This is a genomic window from Desulfatiferula olefinivorans (assembly GCF_054657895.1).
In genome coordinates this window covers 1-14,949 of record NZ_BAAHXV010000047.1, presented here as the reverse complement: position 1 = coordinate 14,949, position 14,949 = coordinate 1, and the positions used below count along the sequence as shown (strand labels likewise).

Genomic DNA, 14,949 nt, shown 5'->3' with positions numbered 1-14,949 from the left:
CACGTCCAAAAAAACGCGTCACCGAAGCCCTTCCTTGGACTTGCGAACGTTCCCCGCTTTGTGATAAGCCTTTTTTGACATCCATGACCACCCATCGAAAGGAATCAACCAATGAAAATGAAAGCGTTATGCGGCATGGTCGCGGCCGGACTGCTGGGTCTGGCCGCCTGTTCGAGCAGTGGAGGCGGCAGTAACGGCGGACCGGCCGTCGGGACGTATACCGAAGATCCGACCATTTTCGCCAAGGCCCCGGAGGCGTCGGCCCTGGAAACGGTGGTCACGGCCGGAGGGGATCTGACTGTGCCGGTGAATCTGATCGTGTTCGTGTTCGACGACTCGGTCACCCGGGATGAGGCGGAAAGCATCATCGAGGCCCAGGGCGGGGTGCTGACCGGTCAGATCCCCGATCTGGGCATCTACCAGGCCGAGTTCGCGGCCCTGACCGGCCTGGCCGAGCTGGACGCCAAGCTGGCCGAAATCGAAGCCCAGGCCATTTCCGGTCTTGTGGCCGTGTCCTATGACGCCTTTTCCGAGCCCCTGGAGGCCGGGGTGCCCGACGAGGAATTCGACCGGGAGACCACCCCGACCCTGGACAACTGTCAGGTGTTCGACGACAACATGTGGCTGAGCCCCCGAAACCGCTGCCCCCTGGAAAACGCCGAGTATTTCCAGCTGATCGCCATCATGAACGAACTGAAGGACGAGATCGCCTTTCATACGGTCCGGGTGGGGGTCATGGATACGGGTCTTCAGCAGAATTACGGGGAATTCGACGATATTACCGTGATCAACATCGACGCCCCCGGGACGCCGGCGACGGACCCCGATGCGGGGATCCACGGCACCAAGGTGGCCGGCATTATCGCCGCCGATGACGACGGCCAGGGTATGAACGGTATCGCCTCCAAGGTGCTGGGCCGCAAGCTGGTCCTGGGCGCCACCGAATTCAGGACCAAGACGGCGGCTCAGGAACTGGCGACCCTGGCCCAGATGGCGGCCAACGGGTTTAGTGTGGTCAACATGAGTTTCGGGTACCGAAGTGCCAAATTTACGCCCGAGCGCTACGCGGCCCTGCGCGCCGCCTACAAGCAGGGCATCGCCCGCCTTCCCGGCGTGCTGTTTGTCACCGCCGCCGACAACTATCCCTATGAACTGGACCGGACCAACGACTGCCCGGCGGGCATCGACCTGCCCAACATGCTTACCGTGGGGGGGCTTGAGGCCTGTGATGTGGACCAGCCCTTCGCAGACACGTCCTACGGCCCGCTGGTCGAGCTGGCGGCTCCGGCGGTGCGGGTGATCTGCCCCAGCGCTCTGGGGCTTCCCAAGGTCGCCGCCTCCGTGGGTAATTCCTTTGCCGCGCCCCAGGCGACGGCCGTGGCGGCCATCATGAAGTCCATCGACCCGGAGCTGACCCCCTTCGAAATCAAAACCTATCTCCGGGAAAACGCCCTGCCCACCATCGCCCATGTGGGTGGACTCCGTCTGGTCTACACCCTGCCGGTGCTTCAGCTTCTGGTGGACAACGACGACACCCCCGACGAGGTGCTTGACCTGATCGATCTGGACGGGGACGACACGGCCGATCCGGCGGGCATCATCGTCAACCGGATCTGCGGGGGCATGGAATACCGGGTGTCCAGCGACTGGGGTTTCCCCGTTGACGGGACCTACCGCGTCGACGGCGAGGCGGACGAAAACCCCGGCGCCCTTTTGAGCGACGGCGCCCTGGTCAATTGGAGTTTCGGGGCCATGGCAGACGATACGCCCCCCCTTCTCACCCTGAGCTGCACGGGCTGTGATTTCGGGATATTCGGTCACAGTTACGCCGTGGACAATTCGGGCAACAACGTGACCCTCGGTTTTGTGGGCGATGACGAAGAAGGCTATTTCGTCGAGGGACTTTCCGGTTCGGTGATCTTCGACAACTGCCAGGTGCTTCAGCGCTGGGGCATCGAGGACCTGGGCATGGGTCTGCCGGATATCGGTATTCTGGGCAATGACCCGGCCATCGTCGCGGTGGAAGGACGGTTCCAGATTACGGGCCAAACTCAAGTGGGCATGGATTTTTGGCCCGTGTCCATCGCCGGGACCTTCGTCATGCCCCTGGCCCTGCCCCTGGGCAATGCCTCGCCGGACCTGATCGAATACATCGAAACCAATTGCCTGTGCGGAACGGGCGTGGGCGAATAAACGAAGGTCAAGGGGGGAAGATGTTTGCGGAATACACACGGTATGACGGCCTGGGACTGGCCCGGCTGGTCAAGGACGGGGAGGTTCACCCCGCCGAGCTGCTGGAGGCGGCGATTCACAAGGCGGAGGCCTTGAATCCCCATCTGAACGTGATCGTCCATACCTTTTACGAGAGGGCCCGCCGTCGGGCCGAAGGGCCCCTGCCCGACGGCCCGTTTACGGGCGTGCCCTTCCTGCTCAAGGACCTCCTGGACAATCTGGCGGGCGAGCCCATGCGAAACGGCAGCCGGGGCTTCCATATCACGCCCGAAGAAAACAGCGAACTGGTCAACCGGTATCTGAGCACGGGCCTGGTGCCGTTCGGCAAGACCAACACGCCGGAGTTGGGGCTGACCATCACCACCGAGCCCAAATCCCACGGTCCGTCCCACAACCCCTGGCGGAAAGGTACCAGCACCGGCGGATCGTCGGGCGGGTCGGCGGCGGCGGTGGCCGCGGGCATTGTTCCCCTGGCGTCGGGGTCCGACGGCGGCGGATCCATCCGGTTCCCCTCGGCCTGCTGCGGGGTGTTCGGCCTGAAACCTTCCCGGGGTCTGAACCCTTTGGGGCCGGAACACGGCGACGCCTGGGACGGTGCCGTGGCGGCCCATGTGATCACCCGGTCGGTCAGGGACTGCGCCGCCATGCTCGATGCGACCGCCGGTCCCGAAATCGGAGCACCTTACCGGGTGAGCCGTGATCCGGCATCGTATCTGGAGGCCGTCCGTCAGGCTCCGGCGCCCCTGCGCATTTTCGTTTCCCGCACGCCCCTAATCGAGGCGACGGTTCACCCGGAGGCCCTGTCCGGCCTCGAGCAGACGGCCCGGCTGCTGGACGCCTTGGGGCATCATGTGGAGGAGGCCGACCCCGACATCGACCGGGATACCCTGTGGCGGGACTATGTGACGGTGGTGTCGGCCCATGTGGCCGCCGTGGGCGACATGGTGAAACGGGAGCTGGGCCCCGGTGCGTTTCGTAAGCTGGAACCCGCCACCTTGTCCATGGCCATGATCGGCCGGTCGCTGTCGGCCTGCGACCTGGTCAAGGCCCGCATGGGATGGCATCGGGTCCAGCTTGCCATGGGTCGGTTCATGGATCGCTGCGATGTGTTTCTCACGCCCACCCTGGTGGAACCGCCCCTGCCCCACGGGACCCTGACCCCGTCGGGCCTGGAGGACCTGTCCATGGCAGTGGGCAGTCGTCTGCCCATCGGGCGCATGATGATGAAAACCGGTATGGTTCGTCTGTTTTCGCGAAAGACGCTGGGCCGCATGGGCTTTACCCTTCTGGGCAACGTCACCGGGCTGCCCGGCGTGTCGATCCCCCTGCACTGGACCCGGGACGGCCTGCCCCTGGGCATGCTGTTCACCGGTCGCATGGGAGAGGAACGGACCCTTTTTCGCCTGGCCGGTCAACTGGAACAGGAGCGCCCCTGGGCCGACCGGGTGCCTCCGCTGAATGGCGTCTGATTTTGGAATGAACATGAAATACGGCAGGGAGTGTTCGTGATGTTTGGGTATTGACCTGATAACGACGTGAAAAGGAGAAAAACAAGATGGAACGATTGGTGAGATACCTGATGGTGGCGGTGATGATCACCGGACTCGCACTGGCTGGAGCGGCCTGCTCCAAGGATGATCCGGTCAAGGACGCGGGAAAGAAAATGGAAAAAGCTTTTGATGATGCGAAGAAAAAGGTGAAAAAAGCGGTGGATTGACACGCGGTCAGTGTCCGGCCGCCCACCGAGGTGAGGGCGGCCGGACGCTGAGCCTTATCAGGACTTGGGCTCGGCCTCGTCGGTCTGGCCTTCGATGCCCAGAAGTTCGACATCGAAAATCAGCGTGGCGTTGGGGCCGATTTTCTGACCGGCGCCCCGGTCTTTGTAAGCCAGGTCGCTGGGCACGTAAATCCGCCATTTGCTTCCGGTTTTCATCATCAAAAGGGCCTCGGTCCAGCCTTCGATCACCCCTTTGACACCGAAGGTCGCCGGGGTTCCCCGGGCGTAGGAGCTGTCGAATTCTGTGCCGTCGAGCAGCTTGCCCGCATAGTTGACTTTGACCCGGTCGGTTTCCGTGGGAATGGGGCCGGTGCCTTCGGTGAGAATTTCATACTGGAGACCCGATTCGGTGGTTTTCACGCCTTCCTTCTTTGCGTTTTCAGCCAGAAACGCGTCGCCATCGGTCTTGTTCTGCTCCGCCGCTTTCTGACGTTTTTCGGTGAGGCGGGTCCGCATCTCGGTGATGGCGGACTGCTGAATCTCCCGGATCTCATCGGGGGTCATCAGGGGTTTGGCATCGTTCAAGCCGTCTTGAAACCCCTGGATAAACGCGGTCTGATCGATGTCCATTTCATTTTTCTTGAAATTTTTTCCCAGGTCCGATCCCAGGGCGTATCCGAGTTTTTCGGCCGGGGTCTTGACTTCCGTCAGCGCGGGGGTGTCGGCCGTCCGGGCGGCGTCGGTACACCCCATGGGGAGCAGGAACAGGCCAAGCAGAGCGGCGGCGATAAGCGGTTTTTTCATGTAAGGCTCCTTGTGGGTTTGAATGTGGCGTTAATCATGACGGCTTCGAAAAACGTCCGATATCAGCGTTACGCGTCATCCCTCGTCACTGAGGCGTACCCTAAGTACGCCTCATTCCTTGCGGATTCGCAAGCCTTGATCTCGAACATTTTACGAAGCCGTCCAAAAATTGACTTTTTTACGCGACCATCAATCATGAGCGATAGACGTCGTTTGTTTTTTTAGAGACCAAGAAGGCGAACGACCTCGTCGAGGCTCCGGATGTGGTGCCGGGCGTCGAGATTCGGATTGCCGTAGGAGACGAACGGAACGTTCGCTCCACGGGCGGCCCGTTCATCGGTACTGGAATCGCCGATGTACAGAACCTCCTCGGGTGTGACGTTGAAATAGGCCATGATTTTGAATAGTTGTTCCGGGTGCGGTTTGGGCTCAGTCACGTCCTGGGACGTGACGACCAGATCGAACCAGGGGGCCAGTTTGAAATGATTCATCACGGCGTCCATGGTGTTGGACCGGTTGGTGGCGATGGCCGTGTTGAAACGGTCTTTCAGCCGGGCCAGCAGATCCATCAGATGGGGTTCCATCTCCATGTGGGGGATCAGGGGCTCATAGCTCATGGTCCGGCAGAAGGCGTAGACCGGATCGAGATCCTTTTCGTCCCGGAACAGAAAGGCCAGGGCCTCCTTGACCGTGCTCATGTGAACATAGGCGAACTGATCCGCATCGAGGGGCGGACGGCCGAACCGCTCAAGGATGGTGTTGTAATAGATGCGGTTGGCGTTTTCCGTATCGAACATCACCCCGTCGCAATCGAACACCACCACCCGCGTGTCTGTGCAATCCTTACGGGCCATGTCAGTTGCCGCTTTCCGGCCGGGGCTGCATCACATACCCCGTGACGGGGATGACGATCTGGGGCATGTCCGGATGATCGGTTCTGATCAGCAGGCTGTTGCTGAAGCTTCCCGGCCGTTCGGCCGTGTATTCCAGCGTCACGGTGTACCGGGTGACCGGGCCGGCGGGGGCGGCGGCAAGGCTGCAGCGGAGGTTGGGATCGGGGTGCCGGGTCTGAAGGTCCAGGGCCTTGAAGGGATACTCCGTGTTGGGCACGATGGTGATGGTTTTACTGACCTTTTCGTTGAGGGTCACCGAAAAACGGATCCGTGACGGTTCGATTGAGGCAAAGGCCCGGACCGGGCCGGTGATCACCAGGGACAGGGTCCGGTTCGCCGGGTCACTGGTGATCGCCTGAATGGTTTTTTTAAGGGTCCGTCCGCCGTACCCCTTGGTGTTGACGCGAATGCCGATCGTTCCCTCGCCGCCGGGAGGGATCAGTTTCGTAAACGAAACCGTCGAGCAGCCTCAGCCGGGATTGACCTTGACGATCTCAAGGGGCCCCGTGCCCGTGTTTTGAATCACATAATCGTGGGTGACGGTAACACCTTCAAGAACGCTGTCAAAGGTGAAGACGGGGGCAGGGACATGGGCCCGGGGCAGGGAGGCGTCTGATATCGCCGCCGGGGTCTCGGGAACGGGATCAGAGAGGGTCACGACCACACGCCGGTTCCGGTCGGGGCGTTGGGGATCCGCCGGCCGGTAGGTGCCCATGGCGCTGATCCGGTTTTTCATGTCCGGCCTGCCGGTGGCTGATTTCAGCCAGTTGGACACAAAGTCCGCCCGCTTGCGTGACAGCTCCCGAAGGGTTCCGTCACGGTCCGTGTCCGTTGGGCTCACTTCGCCCGCATCGGCGTGTCCCTCGATCAGCACCGAATAATCCGGGGTCTCGGTCAACTGCCGTTTTATCGTTTCCAGGGTTTCGACGGAATCCATGGCCGGGGTGGCGGCGTGGGGATCAAAATAGATGGTTTCCCGTTGCTCCGCCCGGACCTGCGTCAGCGAAATCAGGGAAGTGACAAGGACCCAGAGGGTCAGAAGGCATCGTCGTTTCATGATATCTGTCCTGCTTTGGATAGTATGTGAAAGCGCATTTCCGCCCTAACTTAGGCGCAGGGCATGGGAATGTCAAGTCTGACGACTTCGTAAAACGTCCGATATCTGCGTGATGCGTCATCCCTCGCCACTGGAAGCTGCCCTAAGTACGCATCATTCCTTGGGATTCGTACGTCTTGATCCGGGCCTTTTTGCGAAACCGTCACGTCCGGAGTGCTTCAGACGGCAGTAAGCGTCACCCGCCGGATCAGGCCGGTTTCGGTATCCGCGAAGCAGAACCCCGGGTCTCCGTTTTTTCCCATGATCTCCCCGGGATTGAGCAACAGGGTTCGCCCCAGGGTCTCCCGGCGGTACTGGTGGGAATGGCCGTAACAGACCAGATCGTAGCGGGCGGTGGCGGCCAGCCCTTCGGCAACCTCCCGCTGGTGGGTGAAGGCGATGGCATATCCGTCTGCGTCCACGTGGCCGATCAGCTCGAACAGGGTGATGTGCGTCAGGTCGATCAGGGCGGTGCGGGCCAGGAGAAATTGACTGCCGTCGTTGTTGCCCAGCACCCCGTAGACGGGAATGCCGGCCTTTTCCAGTTCCCGGAGCATGAAGGGAGCCACGAAGTCGCCGCAGTGAACGATCATCTCTGCACCCTCGGCCCGGATCAGCGTGAGGGCCTTTTCAAGGTTCCAGATGTTGTCATGGCTGTCACTCATGATGGCGATGTTCATACACACGGTCTCCTTACATCAGATAATAGGGGTCGATGTCGATGGTGATACGGATGCCGTCTTTGACGGCCGCCGTGTGGGCGATCAGGCGGGCCATGCGGTGCAGGGGGGCGGATTCGGCGCATTTCAGAAGCACCTGCCAGCGATACTGATCGGCCAGCTTGGGGATGGCCGCCTCGATGGGGCCCAGAACGCCCAGGGTGTCGAACAGGGGACGCCGTTCCCTGACGGCGGCACCGATCAGGTCGCCCAGGGCCAGGGCCCGATCCTTGACGGCGTTTCGGTCCTTTCCGGAAATCCGGATCTGGGCCATGCGGGAGAAGGGCGGGTAGCCCAGGCTGTTTCGGAAGGCGATTTCCTGTTGGTAAAAGGATTCGAAATCCTGTTTTTCAGCGGCCAGGATGCTGAAATGATTCGGATTGTAGGTCTGCATGATCACCTGGCCCGGCTGGTCCCCCCGGCCCGCCCGTCCGGCCACCTGGGCCAGCAGCTGGAAGGTCCGCTCGCAGGCCCGGAAATCGGGAAAGTTCAGGGACTGGTCCGCACAGATGATGCCCACCAGGGTGATGCCGGGAAAATCGTGGCCCTTGGCGATCATCTGGGTACCGATCAGGATGTCGGTCTTCCGGTCCTTGATGTCCTTGAGCATGCGGACCACCGAGCCTTTGCGGGTGGTGGTGTCCTGGTCCATGCGGGCCACCCGTGCCTGGGGAAACAGGGCCCGTACGGCCGCTTCGATGCGTTCGGTTCCGAAGCCCAGGTGCTTGATGTGGGAGGAATTGCACAGCCGGCATTTGGAGGTGGCCGGGATCATGTAATTGCACATGTGACAGCGGTAGGCGTTTTTCGACTGGTGCAGGGTCAGCGAGACGTCGCAGCTCACGCATTTCATGGGCTCGCCGCAGGTGGCGCAGACCGGGTAGTTGGCATAGCCCCGTCGGTTGAGAAACAACAGCACCTGCTCGCCGTTTTCAAGGGTCCGGGCCATGGCCTCTTCAAGGGGCGGGGTGAGGATGCTGCGCATGCCCGGATAGTCTTTGTAGGTTTTCAGGTCGATGACCCGGATGGCGGGCATGGGCCGGTCGCTGACCCGCCTTGTCAGGCGCAGTTCCCGGAATTTACCGAGGGTCGTGTTGTAATAGGACTGGATGGACGGGGTGGCCGATCCCAGCAGGCAGACGGCTCCCGATAAATTGGCCCGGAGCACGGCAAGATCCCTGGCGTTGTATTTCAGACCGTTTTCCTGCTTGTAGGAGCCGTCGTGTTCCTCGTCGACGATGACGAGGCCCAGGTTTTCAAGGGGGGCGAAGACGGCGGACCGTGCCCCGATGACGATGGTCACCTCCTTGTCTGCGATGCGCATCCACTGGTCGAATTTTTCACCCTGGGACAGACTGCTGTGAAGCACGGCGATTTGTTCGCCGAAGCGGCGGCGGAACCGCCGTTCGGTCTGGGCGATCAGGGCGATTTCCGGCACCAGCACCAGGGCCGACAGATTCCGGGCCAGGGCCTGTTCAACCAGCTGGAGATAAACCTCGGTCTTGCCGCTGCCGGTGACGCCCGCCAGCATGAAACAGGTAAAGCCCCGGCCCAGCTGATCGCCCACCGTGGCCACCACCTCTGCCTGCTCGTCGGTCAGGGTCGGGGCCGTGTCCGGCGGGACGGGGTCGCCGAAGGGATCACGGTAGAGTTTTTTTTTGACACACAGCACCTGTCCCCGGCTCTCCAGGAACCGGACCTTGGAATGGGCCCCGGGTAAGGCGTTGCCGACGGCGGAAAGGGGCATCTCACCGTGTTCACGGATCAGGGCCAGAACCTTTTCCCGGGCGGGGGTGAGGGGCCCGGGCGGCGGGGCGTCTTCAATCCATCGCACCAGGGTTTCGAATTTTTGACCGGTGGTGCCCCCGGTCAGTTCCCGGTTGAGTTCGATCAGCCCTTTCCGGGCCAGGGTGGACAGTGCCGACCGGGACAGGGGCGGGGCCGTATCCCGCATCAGGGCGGCGGCGGTTCGGGGGCCGTCGCTCAACCGGCTCAGCACCGCGCGATCCCGGTCCGCCGTGGCCGGATCGAGGGCGGCTTCCCGGCCCAGGTCGGTGAGGGCGGCCCACATATTGTCCCGGGTGGTGATGCCGCCGGGCAGGGCGCTTTTGATCACCTCGCCCGGAGGAAACAGGTAATAGCTTGAAATCCAGTTGAAAAAACTCAGATGGGAGGCATGGAACAGGGGACGGTCGTCAAGGACGTCACAAATGGGTTTGACCGAAACCTCCGGCGGCGGGGCCGGGGCCGGGGCCGTGATCACATAGCCCGTGATCCGCCGGCTGCCGAAGGGCAGAAGAACCCGACGGCCCACGCCGATCAGGTCGGCCATGCCGTCCGGAACGCTGTAGGTGTAGGTCCGGAAGGTCGGCAGGGTCACGGCGGCTTCGATGTATGTTACGGTGTTGGTCATGCCCATGCGCTGTGTGTGTAAGGTAATTGGTTATGCCCGGAATCTGACCCCATGGCATACCACAGCAGGCGGCGCGGCCTCAAGGGAAGACTGGAAAAACTAACGCTTGAAATCATTGCGCCGTCTGTTTATAACCGGCTCGAATAGTTGCACCTAACCATCATGACAGGGGGGAAGACATATGAGCGTCTATGTGGCGAACCATCCGCTGATCCGGCACAAACTGGGTTTGATGCGGAAAAAGAACATCTCGACCAAGGATTTTCGGGATCTGGCGGCCGAAGTGGCCCGGCTTCTGACCTACGAAGCCACCAAGGATATCGAAACCGAAACGCGGAGCATCGAAGGCTGGGCCGGGCCCGTGACCGTCGAGCGCATCAAGGGCAAGAAGATCACCATCGTTCCCATTCTGAGGGCCGGCCTGGGCATGATGAACGGGGTCATCGACCTGATTCCTTCGGCCAAGGTCAGTGTGATCGGGCTTTATCGGGACGAGGAGACCCTTTCTCCGGTGGCCTACTACGAAAAAATGACCGGGGACATGGATCAGCGCATGGCCCTGATCTTAGATCCCATGCTGGCCACGGGGGGAACCCTGGTTGCCACGGTGGACATGCTTAAAAAAGCGGGCTGCACCAAGATCCGGGGCCTGTTCCTGGTGGCGGCCCCCGAGGGGATAAGGCGTCTGACGGCAAGCCACCCTGACGTTGACATCTATGTGGCCGCCGTGGATGAGAGACTCAATGAGGCGGGGTATATCCTGCCGGGCCTGGGGGACGCGGGCGATAAAATTTTCGGGACCAAATAAGGGGGAACCATGGCGGACAGCTTTTCATCGACGACCTATCGCTTTCGTCTGAACGACGCCCTTCTGGGCGGGCAGATGATGTTCGTGGCCTTCGGCGCCCTGGTTCTGGTGCCGATTCTGACGGGGCTCGACCCCAATGTGGCCCTGTTTACCGCAGGCCTCGGCACCCTGGTGTTCCAGGTGATCACCCGGGGCAAGGTGCCGGTTTTTCTGGCGTCCTCCTTTGCCTTTATCGCTCCCATTCAGCATGGGGTGGCGACCTGGGGCATTCCCGGAACCCTCTGCGGCCTGGTCGCCGCCGGGCTGGTGTACGTGGTTTTGAGTTTTTTCATCCGTTGGCAGGGGCCCGGGGTGCTTCACCGTATTCTTCCGCCGGTGGTCACCGGCCCGGTGATCATGGTTATCGGGCTCGTTCTGGCGCCGGTGGCGGTGGGCATGGCCACCGGTGAGGTGGGCGACGGCCGGATCGTGGGGAAAACGGCCCTGATGCTTTCCATGACCGCCCTTACGGTAACGGTTCTGGTTTCGGTCTTCGGACGGGGCATGATCCGGTTGGTGCCCATCCTGATCGGCATCGGGGCGGGGTATGCCCTGGGCCTGGTGCTGGGGGTGGTGGATTTTACGCCCGTCAGCCGGGCCGCCTGGTTTTCCGTGCCCGATTTCACCCTGCCGGTGTGGAATCTTGATGCCGTGGTGTACATCCTGCCCGTGGCCATCGCGCCGGCCATCGAGCATTTCGGCGATGTGCTGGCCATCGGATCCGTGACCGGCAAGGATTATCTGGATGACCCGGGGGTCCACAACACCCTTCTGGGGGACGGCGTGGCCACCTCGGTGGCCTGCTGCCTGGGCGGTCCGCCCAACACCACCTATTCGGAGGTGACCGGCGCCGTGACCCTGACCCGGGCCTTCAATCCGGCCATCATGACCTGGGCCGCCATCGGTGCGATTCTCCTGGCCTTTGTCGGTAAGATCGGCGCCCTGCTTCAGACCATACCCTCGCCGGTGATGGGCGGGATCATGATCCTTTTGTTCGGCATGATCACGGCGGTGGGCCTCAATACTCTGGCCCGGTCGAAAACCGATCTGACCCGGCCCCGGAACCTGGTGATCGTCTCCTTGGTGCTGGTCTGCGGCATCGGGGGGATGAAACTGTCGGCCGGGAGTTTTTCCATCGAAAAAATAGGGCTGGCCGGGGTGCTGGGGCTGGTCCTCAACCTGATCCTGCCCAGGGCGTCCAGGGATGCATGACGGGCAACGCGTGCCCTATTCAATAAAAAACCCCCGATCGGAACGGTTCCGATCGGGGGTCTGATGCTTTAAGACACGCGGTGGGACTACTTGCGCTGATGCAGGGGAATGTAGTCCCTTTCGTTTTCACCCATGTAAATCTGGCGGGGCCTGCTGATTTTCCAGTCCGGGTCCTCGGCCCCTTCCTTCCACTGGCTGATCCAGCCGGGAAGCCTGCCGATGGCAAACATGACGGTGAACATGTTTTCGGGGATGCCCAGGGCCCGAAGTACGATGCCGCTGTAAAAATCCACGTTGGGGTACAGGTTCTTTTCGACAAAATACGGATCGGTCAGTGCCACTTCTTCCAGCCGTTTGGCGATGTCCAAGAGGGGGTCCTCAAGCTGGAGTTTGGCCAGAACCGTGTCGCACATCTTTTTCATGATCTTGGCCCGGGGGTCGTAGGTCTTGTACACCCGGTGACCGAAGCCCATCAGGCGGAAGGAGTCGTTTTTGTCCTTGGCCCGTTTGACCACCTCGTCGATGGTCACCCCGCTCTTGTGGATCTCCATGAGCATTTCGATGACCGCCTGGTTGGCGCCGCCGTGCAGGGGCCCCCAGAGGGCCGCGATGCCGGCGGAAATGGCGGCGTAGATGTTGACCCGGCCGCTGCCCACGACCCGGACCGCCGCCGTCGAGCAGTTCTGTTCGTGATCGGCATGAAGGATCCAGAACACGTTCAGGGCCTGGACGATGTCCGGATCCACCACATAGGGTTTGACCGGCGAGTCGAACATCATGTTCAGGAAGTTGGCGCAGTAGGAGAAATCCGGACGGGGGTAGACCACTTTCTGGCCCCGGGAGATCTTGTAGGACATGGCCGCCATGGTCCGGATTTTGGAAATCAGCCTCAAGTACGTCTTGTTGGCTTCCTCCAGGGTGTCGTCCAGCTCGGGGTAAAAGCTTTTCAGGGCGTTGACCATGGACGAGAGAATCCCCATGGGGTGAGCCCGCCGGGGAAAATTCTGGAAAAAGATCTGCATGTCCTCGTGGACCAGGGAATAGTCGTTCAGGGCCACGCTGGTGGTGATGAATTCTTTTTGAGACGGCAGCCGGCCGTTGATCAGCAGGAAGGACGTTTCCACAAAGGTGGATTTTTCTGCCAGCTGTTCGACGGGAATGCCCCGGTAGCGAAGAATGCCTTTTTCACCGTTCATGAACGTGATTTCAGACATGCAGCTTCCGGTGTTGCCGTAACCCGGATCCAGGGTGATGTATCCGGTTCTCTGCCTGAGACTGGTGATGTCGATGGCTTTTTCGCCTTCGGTGCCTACCACCACGGGCAGTTCGTATGTTTTTCCATCAAGAATCAGTTTTGCGGTTTCTTCCATGGTATCCTCCTTATTTTTCCGGGAACTTGCAACCTTATACCATGGAGATAGAAACGTCAATATATATTGAACGAATGGAGAAAAAAAGGAATTTCACCGCCCCTGGCGCGCCTTCAACATCGAACGCGACATGGAATAACATGGCGTCTGCCGGGGTAAATTGTTTTTACTGAGACCACTCAGGGAACAGAGGGCGTCGATAACGATTTCGATCCCGGAGATCACCAGGCTTGATGAACTCGTAAAACGTCATCAAACTTCAACAACCCGACCGGATTTATTACATGGGATCATCCTGCCTCTATCGCCAGGGAAATCGCATGTTCCACGGGCAACCTTTCCATTTCGATGAGCGGCACCGTGCGACATGCCCCGGCATGTCCGGCTTTTCTCCGTGGCTTTGTGTCTCTGTGAGAGCCTTTAAACCGGCTTTCCCGAAGGGAAGCCGATCTTTATTGTTTTCTCACGGAGACACCAAGACACAGAGATAACAAGACCATGCCCAAGGCATGGCTCACAGTGTCAGGTGATGCCACGCCCATTGGGGTGCCCCGCCTCAGGGAAAACGCTTTCTGCCGGCGTCGGTTTTTTCGTTATTGCTTTCGAACGGTGTTGGTATCGATAGCGATTCAATCGGGCACATACATACGATTACCCCGCTGTTGACGCTGTCCGGGCTTGACCGGGGGGTGTAAAAAGCTTATACAATTGAAAAAAAAGCGACGTTTCATGGAGAAAACACGTCGCGCCTGACCGGCGAGCCTGTCCGGGCGGTTTGCCGTCATCACAACGAAACAGACTGGAGGAAGGAATCTATGAAAAAACTGTCCATGATGGTGTGTCTTGCTGTTCTGCTGGCCTTTCCCGCGTCGTCCTTCGCCCTTTTGGGGATCGTGGAGCTCGAGGCCGCCGTGGGCGGCTGGTATGCGTCTCCCTCGGGCGACATGAAGTACAATGCGGTCGCCGACTCGGATCTGGAAGACACCTTCGGGTTCGAGGACGAGGGGTTTGCCGTGGGCCGGGTCAAGGTGGACCTGCCGGTGATTCCGGTGATGTATCTGATGGCCACCCCCATGGAGTTCGACGGGGATGCCAAGGCGTCGTTCAATTTTGACGGCACGGGCTTCACCGCCGGGGCCGACACCAAACTGACCTTCAACCAGTACGACCTGGCCCTGTATTACGGCGTGCCCTTTCTGGGGCTGGCCACCCTGGGCACCGTCCATGTCAACGCGGGGATCAACATCCGGCTGATCGAGGCCGAGGCGGAAATCGTTCAGGGCGGAAATCGTGAAACCATGGACATGACCATCCCCCTGCCCATGCTGTATGTGTCCGCCGACGTGAGCCCCGTCGACGCTTTTGCCGTCGAGGCCGAGGTCCGGGCCCTGTCCGTGGGCTACGGGTCCGTGATCAGCGCCATCGCCCGGCTGCGGCTGAACACCGTGGGGCCCTTTTTCGTAACGGCCGGGTACCGTTACGAAGACATGTCTCTCGACAAGGATGATTTCGAAGCCGATATCACCGTGAGCGGCCCCTTTGCCGAACTGGGGCTGGCGTTCTGATTGATTTTTGGGGTAAGGCGCGCGTTGGGGGGAGGGGGGGGGGGGCGCCACCCCCCCCCCCCCCCCCCCCCCCCCCACCCA

General features: G+C 60.8%; 13 protein-coding genes. 6 read left to right on the top strand and 7 right to left on the bottom strand.

Translation table 11 applies throughout. The features are described from left to right. The first annotated feature begins 111 nt into the window (after positions 1-111). The 3 genes from ACYQ11_RS20035 to ACYQ11_RS20025 all read left to right on the top strand — a co-directional run bounded on the left by ACYQ11_RS20035 (position 112) and on the right by ACYQ11_RS20025 (position 3,949). On the top strand, positions 112-2,193 hold the full coding sequence (locus ACYQ11_RS20035) for a S8 family peptidase (RefSeq protein ID WP_459925603.1): 2,082 nt from the start codon (positions 112-114) through the stop codon (positions 2,191-2,193). 20 nt (positions 2,194-2,213) lie between these two features. Further along, positions 2,214-3,701, top strand: coding sequence for an amidase (locus ACYQ11_RS20030; RefSeq protein WP_459925602.1), 1,488 nt, complete (start codon positions 2,214-2,216; stop codon positions 3,699-3,701). A gap of 86 nt (positions 3,702-3,787) precedes the next feature. Beyond that, positions 3,788-3,949: a hypothetical protein gene (locus tag ACYQ11_RS20025; RefSeq protein WP_459925601.1), complete on the top strand. Its 162-nt coding sequence runs from the start codon at positions 3,788-3,790 to the stop codon at positions 3,947-3,949. Positions 3,950-4,006: 57 nt separating this feature from the next. Here ACYQ11_RS20025 and bamJ read toward each other — a convergent pair whose 3' ends face one another. The 6 genes from bamJ to priA form a co-directional block, all read right to left on the bottom strand. Next, complete coding sequence (gene bamJ, locus ACYQ11_RS20020; protein WP_459925600.1) at positions 4,007-4,753, bottom strand: BamJ family beta-barrel-assembly machinery protein; 747 nt, start codon at positions 4,751-4,753, stop codon at positions 4,007-4,009. A gap of 221 nt (positions 4,754-4,974) precedes the next feature. Continuing rightward, positions 4,975-5,607 carry an HAD family hydrolase gene (locus ACYQ11_RS20015; RefSeq protein ID WP_459925599.1) on the bottom strand — a complete coding sequence of 211 codons (633 nt, stop codon included), beginning with the start codon at positions 5,605-5,607 and terminating at the stop codon, positions 4,975-4,977. 1 nt (position 5,608) lies between these two features. After that, complete coding sequence (locus tag ACYQ11_RS20010) at positions 5,609-5,962, bottom strand: hypothetical protein (protein ID WP_459925598.1); 354 nt, start codon at positions 5,960-5,962, stop codon at positions 5,609-5,611. Between the two features lie 153 nt (positions 5,963-6,115). Beyond that, complete coding sequence (locus tag ACYQ11_RS20005; RefSeq protein ID WP_459925597.1) at positions 6,116-6,703, bottom strand: OmpA family protein; 588 nt, start codon at positions 6,701-6,703, stop codon at positions 6,116-6,118. 218 nt (positions 6,704-6,921) lie between these two features. Further along, complete coding sequence (locus tag ACYQ11_RS20000) at positions 6,922-7,422, bottom strand: metallophosphoesterase family protein (protein ID WP_459925596.1); 501 nt, start codon at positions 7,420-7,422, stop codon at positions 6,922-6,924. A 13-nt stretch (positions 7,423-7,435) separates the two neighbouring features. Further along, positions 7,436-9,874: a replication restart helicase PriA gene (gene priA, locus ACYQ11_RS19995; protein WP_459925595.1), complete on the bottom strand. Its 2,439-nt coding sequence runs from the start codon at positions 9,872-9,874 to the stop codon at positions 7,436-7,438. A 181-nt stretch (positions 9,875-10,055) separates the two neighbouring features. Between priA and upp the strand changes: the two genes are divergently transcribed. Together upp and ACYQ11_RS19985 are read left to right on the top strand one after the other, a co-directional pair. Then, positions 10,056-10,682, top strand: coding sequence for a uracil phosphoribosyltransferase (gene upp, locus ACYQ11_RS19990; RefSeq protein ID WP_459925594.1), 627 nt, complete (start codon positions 10,056-10,058; stop codon positions 10,680-10,682). A gap of 9 nt (positions 10,683-10,691) precedes the next feature. Further along, complete coding sequence (locus tag ACYQ11_RS19985) at positions 10,692-11,933, top strand: uracil-xanthine permease family protein (protein ID WP_459925593.1); 1,242 nt, start codon at positions 10,692-10,694, stop codon at positions 11,931-11,933. Positions 11,934-12,019: 86 nt separating this feature from the next. Here the strand turns inward: ACYQ11_RS19985 and ACYQ11_RS19980 are convergent, their stop codons facing one another. Beyond that, positions 12,020-13,303, bottom strand: coding sequence for a citrate synthase (locus ACYQ11_RS19980; protein ID WP_459925592.1), 1,284 nt, complete (start codon positions 13,301-13,303; stop codon positions 12,020-12,022). 815 nt (positions 13,304-14,118) lie between these two features. Between ACYQ11_RS19980 and ACYQ11_RS19975 the strand changes: the two genes are divergently transcribed. Then, a complete protein-coding gene (locus ACYQ11_RS19975) occupies positions 14,119-14,868 on the top strand; it encodes a TIGR04219 family outer membrane beta-barrel protein (protein ID WP_459925591.1) in 750 nt (249 codons plus the stop codon). Positions 14,869-14,949 lie beyond the last annotated feature (81 nt).